The sequence below is a fragment of the Bacillus thuringiensis genome (assembly GCF_001595725.1).
GTDB lineage: Bacteria > Bacillota > Bacilli > Bacillales > Bacillaceae_G > Bacillus_A > Bacillus_A thuringiensis_K.
Genome location: NZ_CP014282.1, coordinates 1,793,963 through 1,815,917 on the forward strand (window position 1 = coordinate 1,793,963; position 21,955 = coordinate 1,815,917).

Genomic DNA, 21,955 nt, shown 5'->3' on the forward strand with positions numbered 1-21,955 from the left:
CCAATATATAAAGCATTTTTTTAAAATTATCAGTGTCAAAACTTAAAGGTTTTGACACTTTGTTATGGGTGTGATAGTATCAAGGTATCAAATGGTGTCATAACTTAGTGTCATTAGTTAGGGCCGAAATGGAGCTGATATGAATGAAGTACGGATATGCGAGGGTAAGTACGATTCACCAGGACTTAGAGGCACAGATTCAAACACTGGAGAAGGAAAGCTGTAGTATAATTTATTCAGAGAAGTTCACTGGTACAAAAGCTGATCGTCCTAAGTTTAAGGAACTACTTTCGATACTAGAGTCAGGTGACACACTGGTAGTTACAAAGCTGGATCGCTTTGCTCGTTCGACAGTCGATGCTATACAGACAGTAAGAGAACTGTTTGAAAAAGGTGTGAAGGTACATGTATTGAACATGGGACTAATAGAGGATACACCGACTGGGCGCTTAGTCTTCAATGTTATGAGCGCGTTTGCGGAGTTTGAACGTGACATGATTGTTGAGCGGACACAAGAAGGTAAAGCAATTGCTAAGCAGCGTGAAGACTTTAGGGAAGGTAGACCGAATAAGTACAGTAAGAAACAAATTGAACATGCGCTAGGCTTATTAGCTAATAAGCATTCATATAAGCAAGTAGAAGAAATGACTGGAATCAGTAAAAGTACACTAATACGAGCAAAAAAGAAAAAAGAGTCGGAAAAATAACTTCGGCTTTTTCTTTTTTGCTCGAGAACATATTCAGTCCCCGGGGGAGGTCATATCTGGTGAGGGGCTGGCAGGTGCTCGTAACGTTCCGCCAGATTTTTTAAACTCGGGGGGCTATACAAAATATACGAATTTCAAGGCAGTCGATATTAAATCGATTGCCTTTTTCTATTTCACGAAGAAAGGGGAGCGAAATGATGGCGAAGTTAGACGAGTTAAAACAAAAACTCACGGCTAAACAAATTCAAGCGGCGTACTTGCTTGTAGAAAACGAGTTAATGGAATCGAATAACGAGGAAAAAAGAACCCAAGACGAAATGGCGAACGAGCTTGGTATAAATCGGACAACGCTTTGGGAGTGGCGAACTAAGAACCAGGACTTCATCGCATTCAAGAGTGAAGTGGCAGATAGTTTTCTAGCAGAGAAGCGTGAGCAGGTATACAGCAAGTTAATGCAGTTAATTTTAGGGCCGCAACCGAGTGTAAAAGCTATGCAATTGTATATGCAGCGATTCGGTTTACTGACTGATAAGAAAGTAATCGAGGGTGATCTAGGAAATGCGACCCGTACAAATGCGGAAATCGAAGAACAGCTTCAGAAATTAAAAAAATTGACAGGCGAGTAAAAGGAGGGCGGGCTACATGGCATATATAGACGGTAAATGGTTAGCCCGTCAAGAACGTCAGGAACGTATTAATCTTGTAGCAGAAAGGGCGAAGAAATTACAGGAGCTGTACGAAACTGGTGAGGCTACAGAATATTACATGGATACACTACTTGCTGACATCGATGAGTTAGAAAAGTTAAAAAGGGTGCACCGTGGAGAACATGACATGCTGTACTTCATGTATGAGTATTTCTCTGAAGAAGGGAATCCAGGGAATCCAGATAACTTAATCCCTGCCGGAGTAACGATGGATGATGCTGCAGAGTTTCACCAAACGTTATGTGAGCTATTAGATGACATAACAACAGGTAGGGAGAAAAAGAAAAAAGTGGCCTGGAGTGTAGGACGTGGTCATGCAAAAACCGCTTATCTGAGTAACGGTTATTTGTGTCATCAAGTCGTGTATCGATTAAAGCAGTACATTGTTTTGATTTCTGAAACATCCGATGTAGCCGGTGACTTTATATCGTGGGCACGTGATCAGTTAAAGTATAACGAAAAATTACGTCAAGATTTCGGTATCTTACTTCACGAACAAAAGAGTCGAAATGAAGTGGATAATGATAAAGAATTTGTTACGTTAACGAACACGAAAGTCGAAGCAAAAGGGATCGGGACACAGGTACGTGGATTACGCCACGGGTCAAAAAGAGTTCAGCTTTACATTTTGGATGATTTGGAGAGTAAAGAAAATACCGCGACAGTTGATTTAATCACGAAAAATAAGCGTTGGTTCAAGGAAGAATTGCTTCCAGGTTTAAGTCGTCAAGAAGGTGCCTGTATTTATATGGGTACCATCGTATGTTATGACAGTTTATTGCATCACGTGATTAAAAACCGTCGTGATTTCGTATCGAGATCATTTCCGGCAATCCTAAAATGGTCAGAGCGAGAAGATTTATGGCAAAAGTGGCGTGAGATTCGTCAGGTAGATGATCCAGACTCAGCAGATCGTGCTCGTGAATTTTATGAGCAGAATAAAGAAGAAATGCTCCGTGGAACAAAAACTTTGTGGCCATCACATTTCCCTTACATCGATTTGATGGAAATTAGAGAGGATGACGGTACCAAAGCGTTTAACCAGGAGTATTTATGTAACCCGACTGATGAGGAAAGACAAATATTTAAACCTAAATATTTCACGTACTGTACTGAAGATGATTTAAAAGACAAAAAACTTTTGTATTACGGTGCGGTTGATTTCGCAATGGGAAAAGAAAAAGGTGACTACAGCGTAGTAGTTACACTTGCGAAAAACGTGGAAACAGGTACGTGCTATGTTATAGATATTTTTATGGAGCGTGTGCATCCAAATACATTGTTAGAAAAGGCTGTAGAATACACGCTGGCATATCAATACGAAGCACTTGCGGTAGAGGCGCAACAAGCCCAGGAATGGTTTGCGGATAAGGTTGGAGAGGCATTGCAGAAAAAAGGATATCCTTCATCGACTCGTTTAAAACAAATTAAGCAGCGTACACGAAAAGCACTACGTATTGAGTCGTTATTACCAGATATACAGAGCGGTAAATTACGTTTTATGAAACATTTACGTGCTTTATTGGAGCAATTTGAAATGTATCCGATGCACCCACACGATGACGGTCCGGATGCGGTTCAAATGGCTTTTTCTATCGCATATAAACGTGCAAGACGTAAAGCAGGCACTACAGGTAATTCAAGATATTGAGAAAGGAGGGGCTTGAATGAGAGTACAAGGTGATCGTAATTTTATGAATCCAGTAGAAATTGTAATGCCGGTTCGTACCGCGCTCGGTGATTCTGAGTGGACACGCATTATGTCTGAGGTTCGCTTGTATGAGCGTTATGAAGGAGACTTAAACGTATGGTCTGATTATAAAAAACCAGACAATCTCGACTACGAACCTACGAAAATACAACTTGATTATCCTCAAAAAATCGTAAACATGATTGCAGCATGGCAATTTGAAAAAGAACCGAAAGTAACAGTTCCTCCTGATGTGATAGACGATCCAGCTCTTATGATTCAATCAGGATATGAACCTAGTAAGGAGCAACAAGCAGAAAACAGTAGAGCGAAAGCGAAGGAACGGCTATTAACATGGGTTTGGGATGATAACCGAATGCATGAGAAGTTATTAGCAGCAGCAAAAGATAGGGCTATTTCAAAAACTGGTGTGTATGCTCGGATTCATTACGATAAACGTCGCGGTGAATTTAAGATTATTTGGCATCCATCAACAGAAGTTATCGCAAAGTATAGCGATTGGGATATAGACCAGCTGGAAGAGGTTCATTTTATTGCATGGCTTGATGAAGAACAAACGAAAATGTGGAAATTATCGTATTACTTAGTTTGGCATGAAGAAGCTGGTGAGTACGACTGTGAAATTGAAGAGGCGATATACAACGGTGACTTAGAAAAACAAGAGGATAGGGTTGAGCGCTCATCAATGGGCATCGATTTTATTCCCGTTGTACCAGTGCCGACTGAAAAGCTCAGTAAGCGAACTACAGGCTATAGTGAACTTGAAAAAACAATTAAGCTTTCTGACGAAATAGATAAAAAGATGTCTGATTACTCAGATGCGTTGCGTTTTGAAATGTTTGCTATTACATTGCTAACGAATGTAGATGAGGATCCAAAGAATCCACTTCAAGTAGCACCAGGTGCGAAATGGGATTTAGGTGATGGTGCGGAAGAGACCGGTGAACCAAGTGCTAAGAAATTGGAAAGTGGATTTAGATTTAAAGAAACTATCGAAGCGTATCTGGACCGATTGCAGAAACGCCTACACGAAAAAGCAGAGGTACCGATGGTGAACACTGCTGACATGAATACGGGCGGTATAAATGACATGGCGGTACAGCTTTTATTCAGTAATATCATTTCAAAAACACAACGCTCATGGGTGATATGGCAGTCCCGTCTACAAACCTTAAATGAGTATATTTTACGTTATATGAAAGCTAGGAAGGATGACTCCAAATTCAAATACGATAAAGAAATGTTAGCAAAAGTAGATAACTATTATGCTAGTAAGATTATTTTCGGTTTACCGTTACCGCAAGATCAAAAATCACTTATCGAACAGTTAGGCGATGAAATTTCAAACGAAATCGAATCAATTAAAGGTGCGATTACGAGAAGTGGTAAAGAAAATGCGGAACAAAAGTTCATGGAGATTATGCAAGAGCGGATGTTGAAAAGACAGTCTCAGGATCCGTATAACGAAAAGTAATACTTGCCTTACGAAATGGCGCTATAAACTTTCGGAAATTATAGCCGACAGGCTCAAAATGGAGGATTTGCAAATGGAATACGTAAAACAAGCTACAGCATTAAAATTTTTTGTAGGACAAGTACAAAAAACACCTAAGTTCCCACTTCGATTAGACCTACAGTTTTTCTCCGATGGTGGCGGTTCTGGGGATGATCCAGACAAAAAGCCTGGGGGTACTGACGATCCGTCAAAAACTTTTACGCAAGAAGAACTAGATGAAATTGTTAAGAAGCGCTTAGAACGTGAACGTAGTAAATCCGCTGAGAAATATGGTGATTACGATAATGTGAAAGCGAAATTAGCAGAATACGAAAAAGCTGAAGAAGAGCGTAAAAAGCAAGAAATGACGGAAATTGAACGTTTGCAGGCTGAAAAAGAAGAAGCTGATAAAAAGGCATTAGAAGCTTCCGAAGCAGCACAAAAAGCGCAAGAAAAAGCAAATACACGTATTCTAAATACGGAAATTAAGAGTATGGCACGTGCTTTAGATGCGAATGATCCAGGTGATGTATTGGCGCTTTTAGATAAATCGACCATTCAACTTGATGAGAATGGAAATTATCAAGGAGTTGAAGAGGCTGTTAATGCGCTAAAGGAAAGCAAACCTTGGATGTTCAAGAAAGTTGTAGGAGCAGATGCAGCTGGTGGTGCGAATCCAGGAACAAATCCGAGAGCGAATGAAATTCTTGCTTTAGAAAAAGAGCTGGAAGAAGCGAAAACAAAAGCGTTAAAAGATTCAAAGTATACGGGCGAGGTAACTCGTATTTATAACAAGTTGTTAGAAGCAAAATCGAAGAAATAACGGATCGTTGATTAAAAGTCAGCGGTTTTTTAATTTAAAAATTTGAGGGGGCTACAAATATGCCAGTACCAACTACGTACGAATTTCAACAACAAGTAAGACAAATGCAAGCGAATGTGGATTTAATTCTCACGAAAGCACCTGTTCTTTTCGGGCTAATTGGTGTAGGAGATGCTTTAACACAAACTAAATTTGAATGGCAGAACGACTATTTGAACTCTGATACAGGTATTGTGAAAACAGCCGCAGCTGTTGGGGATACGGACCTAGTTTTAGAAAAAGGCGAGGCTCGTAAATTCACTGAAAATGCTCTGGTACAAAACGGCTTAGAAGTGTTACGTGTAGTAAATGTCGATGAAAACGCGGATAAAATCACTGTGCAACGTGGTTACGATAGTACGAAAGCGGAGGCAATTACAGCTGGTGGTGAATTAAAAGTCATCGCAAGACCGAGACCAGAAGGTGAAGATGCTTTCCGTAAGAATGAGATCAATGACCGTTTAGTGTCACATAACTTCTCACAAATCTTTTCAAGATACGCATCTGTTTCACGTACACAACAACAAGTGAACACATACGGCGTATCAAACGAATTAGATTATCAAGTAAACCTGCGTTTACAAGAGATGATTCGTGAAGCCAACACTTCTCTAATTTATGGTCGTAGAAATGTTGGCTCTCCAACACAACCGCGTACTACAGGTGGTTTATTTGCATTTGCGGGTATTGAAGGTTCTCATAAGCAAGACTTTAAAGGGAACGAAATTGCGGCAAAACCTTTAAATGACGCTGTAGAACAAGTATTTACTCGAGGCGGTTCAGCAAATACGATTCTATGTGGACCGAATATCGCACGACAAATCACAAAACTTGGTGGCGATACAATTCGTACTACGCGTCAAGATACTGCGGCAGGTTACCAAATCTTATCGTTTGTATCGGATTTACCAGGTGGAGCAATTTCTAGTGTGGTAGTCGATTTAAATATGCCTAAAGATCGTGCATTACTTCTTGATACGGAAAAAGTTAAGGCGCGCTACTTAACTCCAATTTATGATCAAGATGCTACACCAAATGGCGCTGACTACTTCTCTCGTGTCATTCGTGGGGAATTTGGATTTGAAGTTAAGAATGCGAAAGAGTCTATCGCTGTTCTTGAAAATATCTCTAAAACAATGGCTTAAAAGGTAGCGTCTATGCTACCTTTTTTTCATTTTGAAAGGAGTGTTATCAATGTCTATTTCTGAAAATCAAGCTCAACGGTTAAATAAATCGATGCCGATTGCGAAAGACACATCGCTTGGCACTATTATTAAAGGTCTTGAAGAAAAAGTAGCTCTAATACCCAAAAAGGTTGATAAACAACCTGATAGTACAGCGACTGACGTAGCGGGTGTAGTGAAAGACTTAAACGCCCTTATCGCAAAGTTAAAAGCTGCAGGAATCATGACGCCTTAACAAAATACAGTGACGGAGGTGACGCCAAATGAAGGTGTCGGAAAGGCTGGAGAGTCGGTTAGCAAAAGTTCCAAAAGTAACTCCGGAAGACATCGGAAATTGGCTAGCTGAAGCCGAAACTGAGTCAGAATTAACCGAAGAGTTAAACGCAAATGCTGTTTTTTATCTTGCCCTGTCATTTGCTTATGAATCGATTGCGGCAGACGCAGCGCGCTATTTTTCTTATACAGATGGTGAAGAATCGGTTGATAAATCGATGATCTTTGCAAACTATAAGAAGTTATCAACGGACGCGCTTAAAAAGTACAGGAAGTATCGACGGGGAAAAGGTACTCACCAAACATTTGCTAAACGGGCAGATGGGAGATGATTACATGAACGATTCTCAACAAGAGATAGATGCGGCGCTCGATACCATTTCCGAAGAATTTAAAGAGGAGCACGAAAAACAAGTTTCTGATACTGTAAAGGCCATTATCCTAATACGTTTGTTTTTAGTTGATTTATTGAATGACTATCAAAAGGATGGAATCGTAAAGCGTAGTAGGTTAAATGCGTTATTGCGAGACCTTACTTTATACGAAAAAGAATTTCGTAAACAAGCAGAGCGGTCATTCCATACATTGATTGAAAATACGTCGAAATGGACCACATCAAAATTATCAGAAGCAGGTTTGGACGTGAAATCTATAACCGCAGTAAATAAGCAAATTATTCAAGGGGTTATAAAAAGACCTGGTGAAGATGGCTTAGTTCTGTCTGATCGTGTATGGAATTTATCTGGAGATATGAGAGATCGATTAAGTAGTGTCATTCGTCCATCTGTATTAAGGGGCGAGAGCATTACAATGATTTCTCAAAAGATAAAAGAAGTACACGACAATGAGAGATGGAAGGTTGAGCGCGTAGCAATTTCTGAGAGTACTAACACGTATCGAGCAGCTACTATACAGAATGGGTTAGAAAGTGAAATTGTGACAGGTTATCAAATTATCGATAATGGTCACCGTCACAGATATCATTCAAAGCACATGTGTTACAAGCTAGCGAGACGCGATGCGTACGGTTTAGGAGCTGGGAAGTATCCGAAAAATATTCCTGAAAGCCTTATGAATCAATTAATAAGCCCACATCCACAATGTTCTTCACGGTTGAACTACTTGATAAGCGAGGAGGTGTAGCAATTGCTTACTGAAGATGATATTAATGAGATTCGCGAAAATCGTGAAATGATTGAGCAGGGACGTAGAGAACCTGTGATTTTATACATTAAAGGGGTTTCTGAAAAGGATCCAATTACAGGAGAAGAGATGCAAGGTGAACCTCGAAAAGAAAACGTTCAATTAGTTTGGAAGAAATTCACGTCAGTGGAAAAGACGAAGTTTGCTGATCTCGATGTTAAAAAGGGAGAGGCACTTGTTACATTTCCTCTTAATGTGGACTTAGAGAACATTGGAAAAATTGAACGTAAAGGTGTTTTTTACGTTATCGAACTTATCGATGAACGAGGGCTTGGTGGAGTAAACCGTCGTGAGGTAATTGTAAAGAGGGTGATTTGATGCGTATTACTGTAAAGATACGTGGTAAGGATGACGTATTAAAAGGCGTTAACCCAGCGAAATATAAAAAACCGATTAGCCAAACGGTAGAAAAGCATGCGATGCTACAGGCAAATGATGCCTCACAAAGAGCACCGGTGGATTCCGGGGCATTAGCAGCTAGTATTACAGCTAGTGTTTCTCCTATAGCGGGTGTAGCCGCTGGGTGGTCTTATGGATCTCCACTTATTTATGCAGCAGTACAAGAGTACACCCACAAAACAAAGAAAGGCTTTTTAAGAAAAGCCGCGTTTGATGGTGAACCCTTATTGGTGAAAAACTTAGAAGGTGTAGTTAAAAAAGTAGCAAACGGTGAGTGGTGATAAGTTATGTTGAATGATGTAATGTATTCATTAAAAAAGTTGCTGGATGTTTTTGCGCCTACTACATGGATATACGATGGTGTTTCTGTATCAGGAAAAGACAAACCCTTCATTACCATTGAGGATTTGTCTGGAACAATTAGCAGGTATTCAAAGGAGAATTTCTCACGTAATCATCTGATACAAGTAGGTGTGTATGCAGATAAAATTTTTGATAGGAACGATTTGCAAGATAGAATAATTAACCGATTCGAAAAGGGTTCAATTGACTTGTACGATACAAGTAAAAATAACCCAGAACGAATCGGTTTTTTTAATGCAGAAGTAAAGAATTTTGAACCACTGTCTCAAAAAGACGTTGAGATTTTAACAGCGAAACATTTGAGTTTTATTACTATAACAATCAGAAATTAGAGGGGGACTAAAAATGGCAGAAGTGAAAAAGAGTAATGCACCTGAGTTTAAAGGTGCCGAAACACTTTACTTGATTGACATTCCGCAACCTGATGGGAAAACTACAAAAACAGTTCGATTTTTTAACCAAACGTCAGGTTCACGATCAATTGAGGCTGGAGAAATTGAGTTGAAAACAAAAGATAAGAGTGGATCTGATTACGGTGACGTAACACAATCAGCTAGTATTGAAGGGATTTGTACTGAAGGTGACGAGGGACTTGATTATGTAGAAGAAGCAATTCTTAATAAAGTTTTAGTAAGAATTCATGAAGTTAACCTACGTAGTGCAACCGCTTCTGAGTTTAAAGTTAAATCAGGAACATACATGTTGAATAGTTTGGAACTTTCTCATGAAAATGAGGAGTACTCAAAGTATTCTATTGGCTTAAAATTAAATGGTAAAATTTCTAAAGGGACGCTTAATAAAGTACCAGAAGGCGCGCCTTCTGGTGATGTAGCTACACCAGGAACTGAATAAGGATGTTTGGAGGAGGATGAGAGTTGGAATCTATAACAGAAATAATTGCTGATTTTGAAAAAAGAATTAACGATCTACAAAGAGATAATGAAGGTTTAATTCAAACGTTAAATTGTGTTTCAGCAAGTGTAGAAGGATTAAGTCGAAAGGTTAGTATGTTAGAGGAAGCATTAGCGACGAAAGCTGATATAACTCATGTTCAACTAATAAATAAACAATCTGAAATAATTAAGAAGATTAACGATAGTAAATCGGTAGGGATGGATTGTAAAGTTGGGGTTTCATTAGATGGAAGAGTTGTAGCGGAATCTATTGTGGAACATACAGCTGATTCAATCCAAGGTCGCGTAGTAAAAGGGAGTGAGATAAATGAAACTAGATAAACAAGAACAAGCGGTTGCAATTGGTACATTTATTTCAATGCTAGGACAAGACCTTGTAAATGAACGCATCGATAAACAGAAATTAGAAAGTGTACTTCCTATCTTTAATGAAATGCAAGATAATACAACACCAAAGCAAAAGAGAGAAGCAATGATTAGTTTGCTTGGTAAAGCAGTGGATGAATTCCTGGAAAATAAATAATCGAGATTTGAATAAGCGTTCATATAAACGCTTTTTTATTTTGAACAAAAAATTGGAGGTAATTATTATGGCTGAAAAATCATATACGCGTTTCGTAATTAATGGTAAAGAACAAGAACTGAAGTTCTGTTTACAAGCACTGAGATTATTAGATGAAAACGGTGGGCCAATGCAATTCGTTTCCCAAACTATGCAAGGCGGAATTACTAATTTCACAGATGTGGTCTATTATGCACTGATTCATACAAATGAGGGAATCACGTATGAAGCTGTACAGAAAGAGATTGAAAATATGTTTAATGCAGAAAAACTAGACCTTGATGAAATTCTAAAGTACAACAAAGCAGTTGTGCTAAATAGTTTTTTCTTCCAGAAGACAGTGAAGAAACTTCTAGGGACAATGACAGCGGAACAACAGAAATCGTTCGAGAACCTGTACGCATAAATATTGATGAATTGCAAGGTGAGTGTTTTCGTTTTTTTAATATGACCACCTTGCAATCTTGGCGTATTAGTCTCAAGGAATATCACCTTATGTTGAACGGATATAAAGAACAACTACTTGATAAGTACGAGTTTGCAAGTGTACAAGCTTTGTTTAATCGGAATGCTCAAAGTGACAAAATCAAGTCATTAGCGGATATATATACACGTCCAGAAAGTGTTCGTGATATTGAAAAACAAGCAAATGAACGGAAAGAAGTAGTTGAAAAAATTCAAAGAAACGAATCGTTCTTTGATCAAATAGAATCGATGATTAGAAGTCAAATACAAGAAGAGGAAGGGTAGGTGAGGTAAATGAGTAAAACTCGTGTAACGGTAGAATTGGTGGCGAATATTTCAGACTTAGTAGGTAAGTTAGGTCAAGCGACACAAGCATGGAATACATTTTTTCAGCAGATTAGTAGACCACCTCCTATCCCACCAGCACCGCAACCGCCGTCACCTCCACCATTACCGCCAGCGCCACCAGCACCACCGCCTCCTGATTATTCAGGGTGGCGTGCTAGATTTCAAGAAGTAGGTAATCAAGCAATTGAAATGGGCCGACGTGTACAGCAAACAGGGCAAACAATGCAAAATGCATTTGGTCCTGCAGCTGCAGCGTCGGCTTTTGCTTTAGGGAGTATGATTCAAAAGTCACGAGAATTTGAATCACAAACTCGTAAAGCGGCAGTTTTAACTGCAGGTGACTACGGTCAAGTAAAGAAAGCGATTCTTGATATGGCAAAGAATTCTGTGTATTCAACAGGGCAGGTAGCAGCGGCTTTTGCTGAAATGGGCGCGAAAGGTTTCGATTCGGCTCAAGCAACGTCCGCATTACCTGGTGTGTTGAGTGCAGCGGCTGCATCAGGCGAAGACCTGGGAATGGTTGCTGATACGATTACGTCAGCTTTAAACTCATTTGGTATGGAGGCAAGTCAAAGTACACATGTTGCTGATGTTCTAGCAACAGCCGCAAACGCAACAGCTGCAGGGATAGGAGATATGCAATACGCTTTTAAATATGCGGCGGGTCCTGCATCTCAATTAGGCATATCGATGGAAGAGCTAGCGGCTTCTGTTGGTATTATGTCAAATAGCGGTATTAAAGGGGAGACCGCTGGTACAGCATTACGTGCATCTTTACTACGTTTAGTTAAACCGCCAAAAGCAGCGGCGAATGAGTTAAAACGACTTGGCGTATCTATTACGGATCAACAAGGTAATATGAAACCATTGTCTCAAATTATTGGTGAGTTGAAATCAGGAATGGAAGGTATGACAAGTGCACAAAAAGGTGCGGCGTTAGCGACAATATTTGGTACAGAAGCTGTATCAGGTATGATGGCACTTGTAGCAGCAGGACCTGAAAAGATTGATGCTTTAACGCAGTCCTTAGTGAACTCGGACGGTGCTTCTAAAAAAGCTGCGGACTCCATGCTTGAAGGATGGGCCGGAGCACTGACGAAAATGGAATCCTCTCTTGATGCTGCAGCACGTGCATTTACTGATGCATTAGCTCCCGCATTAATGGCGGTAGCTGGAGTAGTTGAAACCTTGGCAAACGCGTTTATGAAATTACCAGCCCCTGTGCAGACGGTGGTTGCTTCCGTAGTAGCATTTACTACGGCTTTTTTAGTTGTAGCAACGGTAATTGGCATGGTAACAAATGCTGTAGGTACAACCATGATTCTATTTGGTAAATTAGCTAATTATATAAGTAAAAGTTCAGCTGTAGCTTTTATTGCTAGAAATGCCATGATAGCACTGCGTGCAGCTTTTGTGTTTCTAACAGGACCAATCGGAGCAACGATTGCAATTCTAAGCTTAGTGGGGGTAGCGCTAGTTCAACTTTACAAACATAACGAGACTTTTCGAAATGCCGTTAACAGTGCGTGGGAATCTATAAAAAGTGGGACAGTAGCGGCGGTTGAAGCTATGAAATCTGCTATTGATTCTTTAGGTTCTTATCTTGGGACAATACCGGAAAAATTTTCAGCAATGGGTACAGCAATAGGCGCAGCATTAGAGGCAGGGTTAATTAAAGCGGGTCAAGTGTTTTCTGGTTTTGCAACAGCAGTAGAGGTTTCGTTAACTGTAATAAAATCAAAATTTAGTGAATTTGGTCAGGGGATAAGTGGTGCGTTTAGTTCAGCAATATCAGGACTTGGTTCAGCATTTGCTGGAATTGGATCAGCTCTTTCTCCAGTAATTGATTTTATTAAAATGTCTTTCTCCTCAATAGGAAATACGATAGCCACTTTAACACCATTAATTGTACGTTTAGGTTTATCGTTTTTAGGTGTTTCAGGCCCCGTAGGATGGGTAATCGCTATTGTAGCTTCTTTAGGTGCTACGATATTTAAATTGATAAATACAAATGATCAAGTGAAGTCTGCTTTTATGTCGGCTTGGCAGTCTATACAATCAATTTTTAGTTCTGTGATGTCTGCGATTTTGCCGGTTGTTCAGTCGATAGCTCAAGGGATTACACAAGCATTTGCACCACTTGCTCCTGAATTTGCGAAAACCGGACAAGTTATAGCAGAAAGCTTCGCCACACTTGGACCTGCGCTTTCTGAGCTAGGCGCGGCCTTTGGTGAGTTAGGTTCTACAATAGCTAGTTTGTTTAGTGAAGTAGTACAAGCTGTAGTACCGATAGCACTCGATTTATTCCGTTTGTTTGGAGAAACAATCCAAGCCGTAGTACCTTTAGCGTCTGATTTATTTAAACTTTTTGGGCAAGTAATACAAGAAGTAATGCCTATGATTAATGAATTAATTCAGATGTTTGCTGATACGACAATAGAAATTATGCCAGTGATAACGGAGGCTATACAACAAGTAGCTCAAATTTTTACTGAGCTAGCAACTACGGTTTTACCAATATTCGCTCAAGCTTTTCAAACGGCATTCCCTATTATATTACAAGTGATCCAGGCGGCGTTTAGCATAGCAGGAATGCTGATTCAAGGGTTTGGAGAAGTTTTATCAATCATAGCGACGTCAGTGATTCCGATTATTCTCCAGGCAGTACAAGCGGTCTTCCCAGTAATAGCTGGGATTATTGCTGCTGCGATTTCCGTTGCGATTCCGATTATTCAATTATTAGGCCAGGTAATCTCTATCATAGCGACTACGGTTATTCCTTTAATTTTGCAAATAGTCCAGGCGGTTTTCCCGGTAATAGTTTCTATAATTCAAGCGGCGATTCCTGTAGCCACTGCGATACTTGAAGGTCTAGCAACAATAATAAAAGGCGTAGTGATCCCGGCGATTCAATTTATTTTGTCGATTGTCCAGGCGGTTTTCCCCGCTATTATGGGCGTAATAACCTCTGCTATTGGGATAATCACCAACATAATAAAGCTTTTTACTTCAGTTTTAAAAGGAGATTGGAGTGGAGCGTGGAACGCGGTGAAAGGCATTACGTCGAGTGTGATGTCATTAATCGGAAATATCATCCAAGGGGCGATAAATTTAATTTCTGCGGTCGTGACTGGTGGGTTAAATTTAGTGAAATCTATTTTTTCTAGTGTTTTATCAGCGGTAGGTTCTCTAGTAAGTTCAATTTTTTCAGGTATAGGTTCAGTCATTTCATCTGTTATGAACGCAGTAGGTAGCATCATTTCTTCAATTTGGAATGCGGCTAAGTCAGCGACATCTAGTATCTTAAATGCTATCTATAACACAGTGACTCAAATTTTCGGCAATGTAAAGTCATTCCTAAGCGGAATCGATTTAGGAAGCATAGGAAAAAATATGATGCAGGGACTTTTAAACGGAATAAGCTCAATGGCTGGGGCGATTTGGGATAAAATTACGGACATCGGAAATGGAATTAAAGATAAAATTTCAGGTCTGTTATCGATCCACTCACCGAGTCGTTGGTTCAGGGATTTCATCGGTGTCAATATGATGAAAGGTTGGATTAATGGTATAGATGCTATGAAAGGTGCTGTACAAAGAACAACCGAACAAATGACTGAATGGATGAAACCTGAAGCTCTACAAGTAGAGACTGTATACGGAATGCCAAGAGGACTTGGTGCGTACCAGACAGCTAAACCACAAGCAAGCTCAGGAAATACGGATGCCGGAACTGCTTCAAATTCTACAGCTAGTGAAAGACAACCCGCGTATATTAATATACAGCTTGGTAGACAAGAGTTTAATAGGTTCGTTGATGATATTACTGGAGAGCAAGAAGCTGTGAAAAAACGGAAAGAAGTATTTTAAAGGAGGGCGGTAGATTGTTAGTTTTTAATGGGATTAATTTAGAAGAATATTTCGAGCAAAAATACGAAAAAGGATTTTTTATGGTTAACGATATAAGAGGTCGCGGAATTTTAAGTGACGAAATTAATGAGTTAACGGTACCTCACCGCCCAGGTTCATATTTTTTAAGTAAAAGGACTCCCAAGAGAGTATTAGAAGTAGATTTCTCTCTTAAGGGAGTCTCTCTTTTTGAACTAAGGAAACGGATAGATGAATTAAATGGTTTATTAGATACAGACGAACCTGTAAAAATTACCTTCACAGACGAACCAGATATTGTGTATTACGGGGTTAAAGAATCTGTGGCGGAGACTTTAGAAAAATCTAATATTCATCAAGCAACTATTACACTAATATGTCCAATGCCGTATAAGTTAGGAAAAGAGCAAACCGTTGAATTTAAAAAAGACGTTAATGGGTTAGTTGCTAATATCCAAAATAAAGGAACGGTTCATTCTAACCCTATCATTGAAATTGATATTACAAAGCCAAATACTTTTTTAGATGTATGGTTCGGCGGAGGATCCTTAAGTGATCGAGATTATTTTCGTATCGGTATGCCACTAAAAACTGTGGAAAAGCCTGTAGAAAGGAATCAACGTATAGTATGGGATGAAATGGCCACTACCGTCGGATGGAGTAAAGTCAGCTCAATGGAAGATGGGGAACCGGTTGGTGAAATGAAATCAGATAAATATCAATTTTATTGTTCTGATTTTGGGACTGGAACGGGAAAAGGATGGCACGGTGCAACTGTTAAAAAAAGTATCCCTGGTGGCCCAGTACAAGATTTTATTATGCAAGCCTATGTTACATGTAAGAGTAAAAAGATTAACGAAATGGGAAGGGTTGAGATAGCGATACTCGATGAAAACAGCAAAGTTCTTTCGAAAATTGCTATGAACGATCTTTATTGGCAAGCTGAGCAAAATTTTGGAACGATGGTAATTGGATATGATAACAAGCCGGGGAAAACAGGTTTGATCTATGAGAGTGGCGATTACCCGAATACATGGAATCAGTATTTTGGTCGATTGTGGATAGCTAGGACCGGAAATGTATGGGAAGCGTATATTTCAAAATTCCTTCCAGGGACAGAAAAGGATGATTCAGAGCGCTTTGCGAGATGGACTGATAAAGACAACAAGCATATGGAAAAAGCAGCTCAAATACAGATTAGTATCATGCAGTGGCAAGATGTACCGCCAGTAGAAGCAATGTCAGTTAGTGATTTAAAGTTTTGGAAAGTGAATTTAAATACAAATAACACACCGCCTTATATAGTTGATGTCGGTGATAAGGTCGTGATTGATACAGAAAGTAGTCATGTCAGTATTGAAGGGAAAAACGCGATTAACATAAAAGAGTTTTTCAGTAATTTTCCTGTTATTCATAAAGGTGCTAATATACTCGAAATTATGCCATCTGATATTGGAACAGCAAAAGTTAAATATAGGGAGCGATTTCGATGAGAACACCAAGCGGATTACTTCATGTTGTTGATTTCAAAACAGATCAAATTCTATCCGCTATTCAACCAAAGGACTACTGGGAAGATAAACGTCATTGGGAAATCAAGAATAACATTGATATGCTAGAGTTCAAAACTTTTGACGGCACTCCACATGCAATTACATTACAACAGCAGAACTTGGTTTTAAAGGAAGTACGAGATGGTCGAATTGTTCCGTATGTTATTAACAATGAAGTAGAAAAAGATTCAAATGATAGATCATTAACTGTACACTCGTCTGGTGCCTGGGTTCAAATAGCGAAAGATGGGATTATTAAACCTCAACGTATAGAGAGCGAAACAGTTAATACGTTTATTGATATTGCTCTTACAGATTCAAAATGGCAACGTGGAATAACGGATTATTCTTCATTCCACACGATGACTATTGATGAATTCATCGATCCCCTCACTTTTTTTAAGAAAATTGCAGCTTTGTTTGAGTTGGAAATACAATATCGTGTTGAAGTATTCGGTTCTCGAATTACTGGATGGTACGTTGATATGATAAATAAACGAGGGAGAGAAACAGGGAAGGAAATAACCCTGGGAAAAGACTTAGTTGGCGTTAGACGCATTGAACATTCCAGGGATATTTGTACCGCCTTAGTCGGCTTTGTACGAGGTGAAGGTGACGAACTTATAACGGTTGAGAGCATCAATAACGGACTTCTTTATATTACAGATAGTGATGCCTTTCAACGCTGGAATGCACATGGTAAACATAAATTTGGTTTCTACACTCCAGAAACAGAAGATCAAAATATGACACCACAACGATTACTGACTTTGATGAAGACGGAATTAAAAAAACGTGTCAATTCTTCAGTTTCTTATGAAGTAGAAGCGCAATCGATTGGACGTATTTTCGGACTAGCACATGAACTAATTAATGAGGGCGATACAATCCGAATCAAAGATACAGGCTTCACACCTAAGTTATACCTTGAAGCGAGGGTAATCGCTGGTGATGAATCATATACTGATCCTTCGCAAGATAAATATGTGTTTGGTGATTATCGTGAAATTACTGATCCAAACGAAGAACTACGAAAGATATACAATCGTATTCTTAGTTCACTAGGAAGTAAGCAAGAGCTGATTGATCAGTTAGATCAATTAGTGAAAGATGCAAATGAAACAGCTAGTAATGCTAAGAAAGAATCCGAAGCAGCGAAAACATTGGCTGAAAAAGTTCAAGAGAATCTTAAAAATAACACAGTAGAAATAATTGAAGCTAAGAACCCACCAACAACAGGACTTAAACCTTATAAAACGCTTTGGCGTGATATTAATAATGGTAAGCCTGGTATCTTAAAAATATGGACAGGTACAGCTTGGGAATCTGTTGTACCCGATGTAGAGTCTGTCAAAAAAGAAACACTTGAACAGGTTAATAGGGATATTCAGTCCACAAAAGAAGAATTAGATAAAAAAGTAGAAGATGCGCAAAAAGAGACAAATGGACAATTCATGGAAGTAACAGAAAATCTTCAAGAAGTTTCTCTAACCATTAAAAATGTACAAAACTCTCAAGGTGAAATAGATAAAAAAGTTACTAGCTTGCAGCAAACTAACGAAGGGTTCAATAAATCTATTGAAGCATTAACAAAAAAAGATGGTGAAATCACTGAGAAACTAAATACAGTAGTAGAGAATTCCGAAGGCACAATAAAGAAAATCTCTGAGGTGCAGCAAACAACTAATGATCTAAAGAAAACCACAACTGAAATTACAGAAAAGGCTGGTCGGATTAGTGAGAAGTTAGAGAGTGTAGAAAAGAAAGTTAATAACGATAAAGCTGGTGGACGTAACCTTTTATTAAAATCAAATGTTAAATATGAGAAGACCGATTATTTAATCAACCATTACAATTCTACTGAAAATTTCTCTACAGGTGAGGAATATACCTTTGTAATTAAAGGGAGTGTAACGCAAGGTCAGAAATTTGGAATTTGGCAGAATGGCGGGTCTAGCAATGTTGGATATGCAACAAGTGTTTATGGTAATGGAATAACTTATTTAACCTTCAAAGCTGTTGCGGCTACAAGTGGAAATGAACGAAAGTTAAGCTTATATAACTATCCGAGTAGTACTACGAAATCTATTGTGGAATGGGTTGCCTTGTATAAAGGAAATAAGCCGCAGGATTGGACGCCACCGCCTGAAGAGCAGGTAACAACCGATGAATTCACCAAGAAAACCAATGAAATTACAAAAAGTGTAGATGGTATTAAAGAAACAATAACAAAAGTAGAAAATAATCAAAGTGGATTTGATAAGCGTGTTGCTACTGTAGAAAAAGATGCAACTTCCATTAAACAAAATGTCTCTTTAATACAAAATACGCAGACAGAACATGGGAAACAATTACAAGAGGCGAAAGCTGGATGGGAAAATACTGCGAAAGCACTTGAAGGTAAAGTTGAGCTTAAACAAGTAGAGGATTATGTTGCTGGGTTTAAGATTCCAGAGTTGAAGCAAACAGTTAATCAGAATAAACAAGATTTATTAGATGAATTAGCCAACAAGCTTGCAACTGAACAATTTAACCAGAAGATGACTTTAATTGATAACCGTTTCATTATTAATGAACAGGGCATCAATGCCGCAGCGAAAAAGACAGAGGTATATACGAAGACGCAAGCTGATGGACAATTTGCAAAAGATTCTTATGTAAGAGATATGGAAACGCGTCTTCAGTTAACGGAAAAAGGCGTTAGTATATCTGTAAAAGAAAACGATGTAATTGCAGCATTCAATATGAGTAAAGAAAACATTACTTTGAATGCGAATAGGATTAACTTAGTAGGTTTTATTACAGCGAATCATATCAAAGGAAAAGTTTTAGAAGGAGTAACACTTAAAACGAGTGGAAACAGATTTGTTGAAATAAATAAGCAAGACATGAAGATTTTCGATTTAGATAAGCCACGTGGTTATATAGGATTTATGGAAACCAATGATGGAAGTATTCAACCCTCATTAGTACTTGGTTCTGATAATAGAAAATACGCTGGTACAGGATCATTTTATATTTATCAAGTCATGCCACGGATTAATGGAGTCGATCAACCTTCAAAAGCGTTTGCAACATTTGGAGTTTCTAAAGGAGAAAATGCAGAAGGTAGTAATATATGGTCATCATTTATTAATATGCAAAATGATGGTGGTCATCTGAGCTTATATGCAGATGGGCAATTTCGTTTTAAAAACTTGAATGATATTATTTTTGAATCTGAAGGATGGGCCCCAGGATACGGCTACTTCTTTGTGACCACAACGGAACCGCATATTTTTAAAAATAACCCAGGACAGTTTACGTTTAAAAGGAAAGGTAGTGACTACAATATAACCTTCATCAATGGCGCCACTGATCATGATTTAATCATGGGTAATGCAATGATAAGATCAAGTATTGTACAAGGTTATAACAACGGACTACAGATTAAAGGTATGATGGGGCAAGGATGGAAAGATATAGAATTAAGAACGCTACGAGCGAATGAAGATATTAGTGCTGTTGGGCAAATGTGGGCGAAAGCATTTAATCCTACATCAGCTAGAAATATGAAAGAAAATATAAAAGATATTCCTTTCTCAGCTCTTGATAAAATCATGAGTTTAGTTATCAAACAGTACAACTTCAAGGACGATATGTATGATCTGTATCAAATGCGTGTGAACAAGCCGGAAGAACAAACAGAACCATATACAACGAAAGATATCGAAACTTATTTCGGTATGATTGCAGATGATACGGACGATGTATTTACAGATAAAGAGAAAAAGGCCATTAATTTATATAATACTGTTTCTCTTTTTATCGCAGCTTTCCAACAGTTTTACGATGAATATAAATTATTGAAAGAAGAAAGCGCACAATCAAAAAGAAGGATTGAAACGCTCGAAACCAATATAGCTGAGCTGAAAGATATAGTTCAAAAATTAATAAACGAGAAACCGGAGCAGCAGTTATAAGCTGGTCTTTTTTTATTGTCTAAAAAGGGGTGATGGCGGTGGAGCAAAAAGAGTACGAACGTATTGCGAAATTAGAAGTGCATCTTCAGACGATGAACGCCGCAGTTAAACGAATCGAGGAAAAGCTAGACTACAATCAAAAAAATTATATGCAAAGGACTGAAGTTGATGAAATGTTCAAGTTCCGTGATCGAGAAATACGAGACTTAAAACTAGCGCAAGAAAAGTTGGAAAGTAACAAAAAAGCACATATATCTATGTGGATTTCAGGACTGTCATTGGCAGTCCTTTTATTATTTAATATTTTAAATTTCTTTAAATGAGAGGGGGTGAGAGCATGGGGAACTTTGATGCAGCTTCAATTAGTCGTTATGTCGTATTAGTAATTGCTGTGATTAATAGTGTCTTAAATCTGATTGGATACCAAACGATTGATGACAAAATTACAAACGATTTAGTAGCCGTAATTACAGGAGCATTTACTTTGTATATGGCTTGGAAGAACAACTATTTGAGCAACAAAGGATTACAACAAAAAGATGTATTAGAAAAAAATAGCTTACACTAAAAGGAGATGTTGAGTAATGGAAATTAGAAAAAATTTAGTTGACCCAAGTAAATATGGTACAAAATGCCCCTATACGATGAATCCAGAATTCATTACTGTCCACAATACTTATAACGATGCTACAGCAGCAAATGAAGTATCTTATATGATTCGCAATGATAACCAAGTATCGTTTCATATTGGGGTAGATGATAAAGAAGCTGTACAAGGAATTTCTTTAGAGCGTAATGCTTGGCATTGCGGTGATGGTGGTGGTAACGGAAATCGTAAATCTATTGGAGTTGAAATCTGTTACTCTTTAAGTGGTGGAGATCGATATTATAAAGCAGAAGATAATGCAGCTATCGTTGTAGCCCAACTCATGAAACAGTACAATATTCCAATTAGTAAAGTTTGCACACACCAATCATGGAGCGGGAAGTATTGTCCTCATCGCATGTTAGCAGAAGGACGTTGGGATAGCTTTATTGAAAGAGTCCAAAACGCATATAACGGTGGAGGTAATAATATGAAATGGACAATGAAATCAGGCGGATTAGGAGTTAATTTAGCTCAAGAAATTATGGATAAACTCGCTGAATTCAAAGTGAAGGGTAACTTGGTTTATGAAGCGGATGGTATTTTCTATCTGCAATGCGAACCTGTTGACGACCGTAATAAATTAGGTGCTATCACATGGTATTTTAGAGATTATAAAGGATGGTATTGCGAAGTTTATCAAGTATAAATTGAATTTAATAAAAGAATAGTTTAATCAAAAATAAGAGCCGTCCTGTTGAGCGGCTTCTTTA

General features: G+C 38.5%; 23 protein-coding genes. All 23 read left to right on the forward strand.

Annotation, left to right across the window (positions count from 1 at the left end):
• Nucleotides 1–143: 143 nt before the first annotated feature.
• The 23 genes from AXW78_RS09150 to AXW78_RS09260 all read left to right on the forward strand — a co-directional run bounded on the left by AXW78_RS09150 (nt 144) and on the right by AXW78_RS09260 (nt 21,891).
• Entirely contained in the window at nt 144–707 is a 564-nt protein-coding gene (locus AXW78_RS09150; RefSeq protein ID WP_025118128.1) for a recombinase family protein, read from the forward strand.
• 197 nt (nt 708–904) lie between these two features.
• Nucleotides 905–1,333, forward strand: coding sequence for a phBC6A51 family helix-turn-helix protein (locus AXW78_RS09155; RefSeq protein WP_001086032.1), 429 nt, complete (start codon nt 905–907; stop codon nt 1,331–1,333).
• A 16-nt stretch (nt 1,334–1,349) separates the two neighbouring features.
• Nucleotides 1,350–3,065: a phage terminase large subunit gene (gene terL / locus AXW78_RS09160; RefSeq protein ID WP_061884043.1), complete on the forward strand. Its 1,716-nt coding sequence runs from the start codon at nt 1,350–1,352 to the stop codon at nt 3,063–3,065.
• 16 nt (nt 3,066–3,081) lie between these two features.
• A complete protein-coding gene (locus tag AXW78_RS09165) occupies nt 3,082–4,599 on the forward strand; it encodes a phage portal protein (RefSeq protein ID WP_061884044.1) in 1,518 nt (505 codons plus the stop codon).
• A 73-nt stretch (nt 4,600–4,672) separates the two neighbouring features.
• On the forward strand, nt 4,673–5,443 hold the full coding sequence (locus tag AXW78_RS09170) for a phage scaffolding protein (RefSeq protein ID WP_231122440.1): 771 nt from the start codon (nt 4,673–4,675) through the stop codon (nt 5,441–5,443).
• A 59-nt stretch (nt 5,444–5,502) separates the two neighbouring features.
• Nucleotides 5,503–6,627: an SU10 major capsid protein gene (locus AXW78_RS09175; RefSeq protein ID WP_061884046.1), complete on the forward strand. Its 1,125-nt coding sequence runs from the start codon at nt 5,503–5,505 to the stop codon at nt 6,625–6,627.
• Nucleotides 6,628–6,676: 49 nt separating this feature from the next.
• Nucleotides 6,677–6,901 (forward strand): head fiber protein, encoded by a 225-nt coding sequence (locus AXW78_RS09180; RefSeq protein ID WP_061884047.1) that lies wholly within the window; start codon nt 6,677–6,679, stop codon nt 6,899–6,901.
• Nucleotides 6,902–6,929: 28 nt separating this feature from the next.
• A complete protein-coding gene (locus AXW78_RS09185; protein WP_061884048.1) occupies nt 6,930–7,271 on the forward strand; it encodes a hypothetical protein in 342 nt (113 codons plus the stop codon).
• A gap of 4 nt (nt 7,272–7,275) precedes the next feature.
• Nucleotides 7,276–8,082, forward strand: coding sequence for a hypothetical protein (locus AXW78_RS09190; RefSeq protein ID WP_061884049.1), 807 nt, complete (start codon nt 7,276–7,278; stop codon nt 8,080–8,082).
• 3 nt (nt 8,083–8,085) lie between these two features.
• On the forward strand, nt 8,086–8,460 hold the full coding sequence (locus AXW78_RS09195) for a hypothetical protein (protein WP_061884050.1): 375 nt from the start codon (nt 8,086–8,088) through the stop codon (nt 8,458–8,460).
• A complete protein-coding gene (locus AXW78_RS09200; RefSeq protein WP_042597815.1) occupies nt 8,460–8,822 on the forward strand; it encodes a hypothetical protein in 363 nt (120 codons plus the stop codon). The genes AXW78_RS09195 and AXW78_RS09200 overlap by 1 nt, the downstream gene beginning before the upstream one ends.
• Nucleotides 8,823–8,828: 6 nt before the next feature.
• Entirely contained in the window at nt 8,829–9,236 is a 408-nt protein-coding gene (locus AXW78_RS09205; RefSeq protein WP_061884051.1) for a hypothetical protein, read from the forward strand.
• A 13-nt stretch (nt 9,237–9,249) separates the two neighbouring features.
• Nucleotides 9,250–9,756 (forward strand): phage major tail protein, TP901-1 family, encoded by a 507-nt coding sequence (locus AXW78_RS09210; RefSeq protein ID WP_000852562.1) that lies wholly within the window; start codon nt 9,250–9,252, stop codon nt 9,754–9,756.
• A gap of 23 nt (nt 9,757–9,779) precedes the next feature.
• Entirely contained in the window at nt 9,780–10,139 is a 360-nt protein-coding gene (locus AXW78_RS09215) for a hypothetical protein (protein ID WP_050821850.1), read from the forward strand.
• Nucleotides 10,126–10,341, forward strand: coding sequence for a hypothetical protein (locus tag AXW78_RS09220; RefSeq protein WP_000762691.1), 216 nt, complete (start codon nt 10,126–10,128; stop codon nt 10,339–10,341). The genes AXW78_RS09215 and AXW78_RS09220 overlap by 14 nt, the downstream gene beginning before the upstream one ends.
• Before the next feature lie 67 nt (nt 10,342–10,408).
• Nucleotides 10,409–10,786, forward strand: coding sequence for a tail assembly chaperone (locus AXW78_RS09225; RefSeq protein ID WP_000818630.1), 378 nt, complete (start codon nt 10,409–10,411; stop codon nt 10,784–10,786).
• Between the two features lie 89 nt (nt 10,787–10,875).
• Nucleotides 10,876–11,130 (forward strand): hypothetical protein, encoded by a 255-nt coding sequence (locus AXW78_RS09230; protein ID WP_000931847.1) that lies wholly within the window; start codon nt 10,876–10,878, stop codon nt 11,128–11,130.
• Nucleotides 11,131–11,166: 36 nt separating this feature from the next.
• The gene (locus AXW78_RS09235; protein ID WP_061884839.1) at nt 11,167–15,063 is read left to right on the forward strand and encodes a phage tail tape measure protein; all 3,897 of its coding nucleotides are present in this window, start codon (nt 11,167–11,169) and stop codon (nt 15,061–15,063) included.
• A gap of 14 nt (nt 15,064–15,077) precedes the next feature.
• Nucleotides 15,078–16,574 (forward strand): distal tail protein Dit, encoded by a 1,497-nt coding sequence (locus AXW78_RS09240; protein WP_061884052.1) that lies wholly within the window; start codon nt 15,078–15,080, stop codon nt 16,572–16,574.
• Complete coding sequence (locus AXW78_RS09245; protein WP_061884053.1) at nt 16,571–20,596, forward strand: phage tail spike protein; 4,026 nt, start codon at nt 16,571–16,573, stop codon at nt 20,594–20,596. Before AXW78_RS09240 ends, AXW78_RS09245 begins: the two co-directional genes overlap by 4 nt.
• 32 nt (nt 20,597–20,628) lie before the next feature.
• A complete protein-coding gene (locus AXW78_RS09250) occupies nt 20,629–20,919 on the forward strand; it encodes a hypothetical protein (RefSeq protein WP_231122442.1) in 291 nt (96 codons plus the stop codon).
• Nucleotides 20,920–20,933: 14 nt separating this feature from the next.
• Nucleotides 20,934–21,164 (forward strand): phage holin, encoded by a 231-nt coding sequence (locus AXW78_RS09255; protein WP_061884055.1) that lies wholly within the window; start codon nt 20,934–20,936, stop codon nt 21,162–21,164.
• 16 nt (nt 21,165–21,180) lie between these two features.
• Nucleotides 21,181–21,891, forward strand: coding sequence for a peptidoglycan recognition protein family protein (locus AXW78_RS09260; RefSeq protein WP_061884056.1), 711 nt, complete (start codon nt 21,181–21,183; stop codon nt 21,889–21,891).
• Nucleotides 21,892–21,955 lie beyond the last annotated feature (64 nt).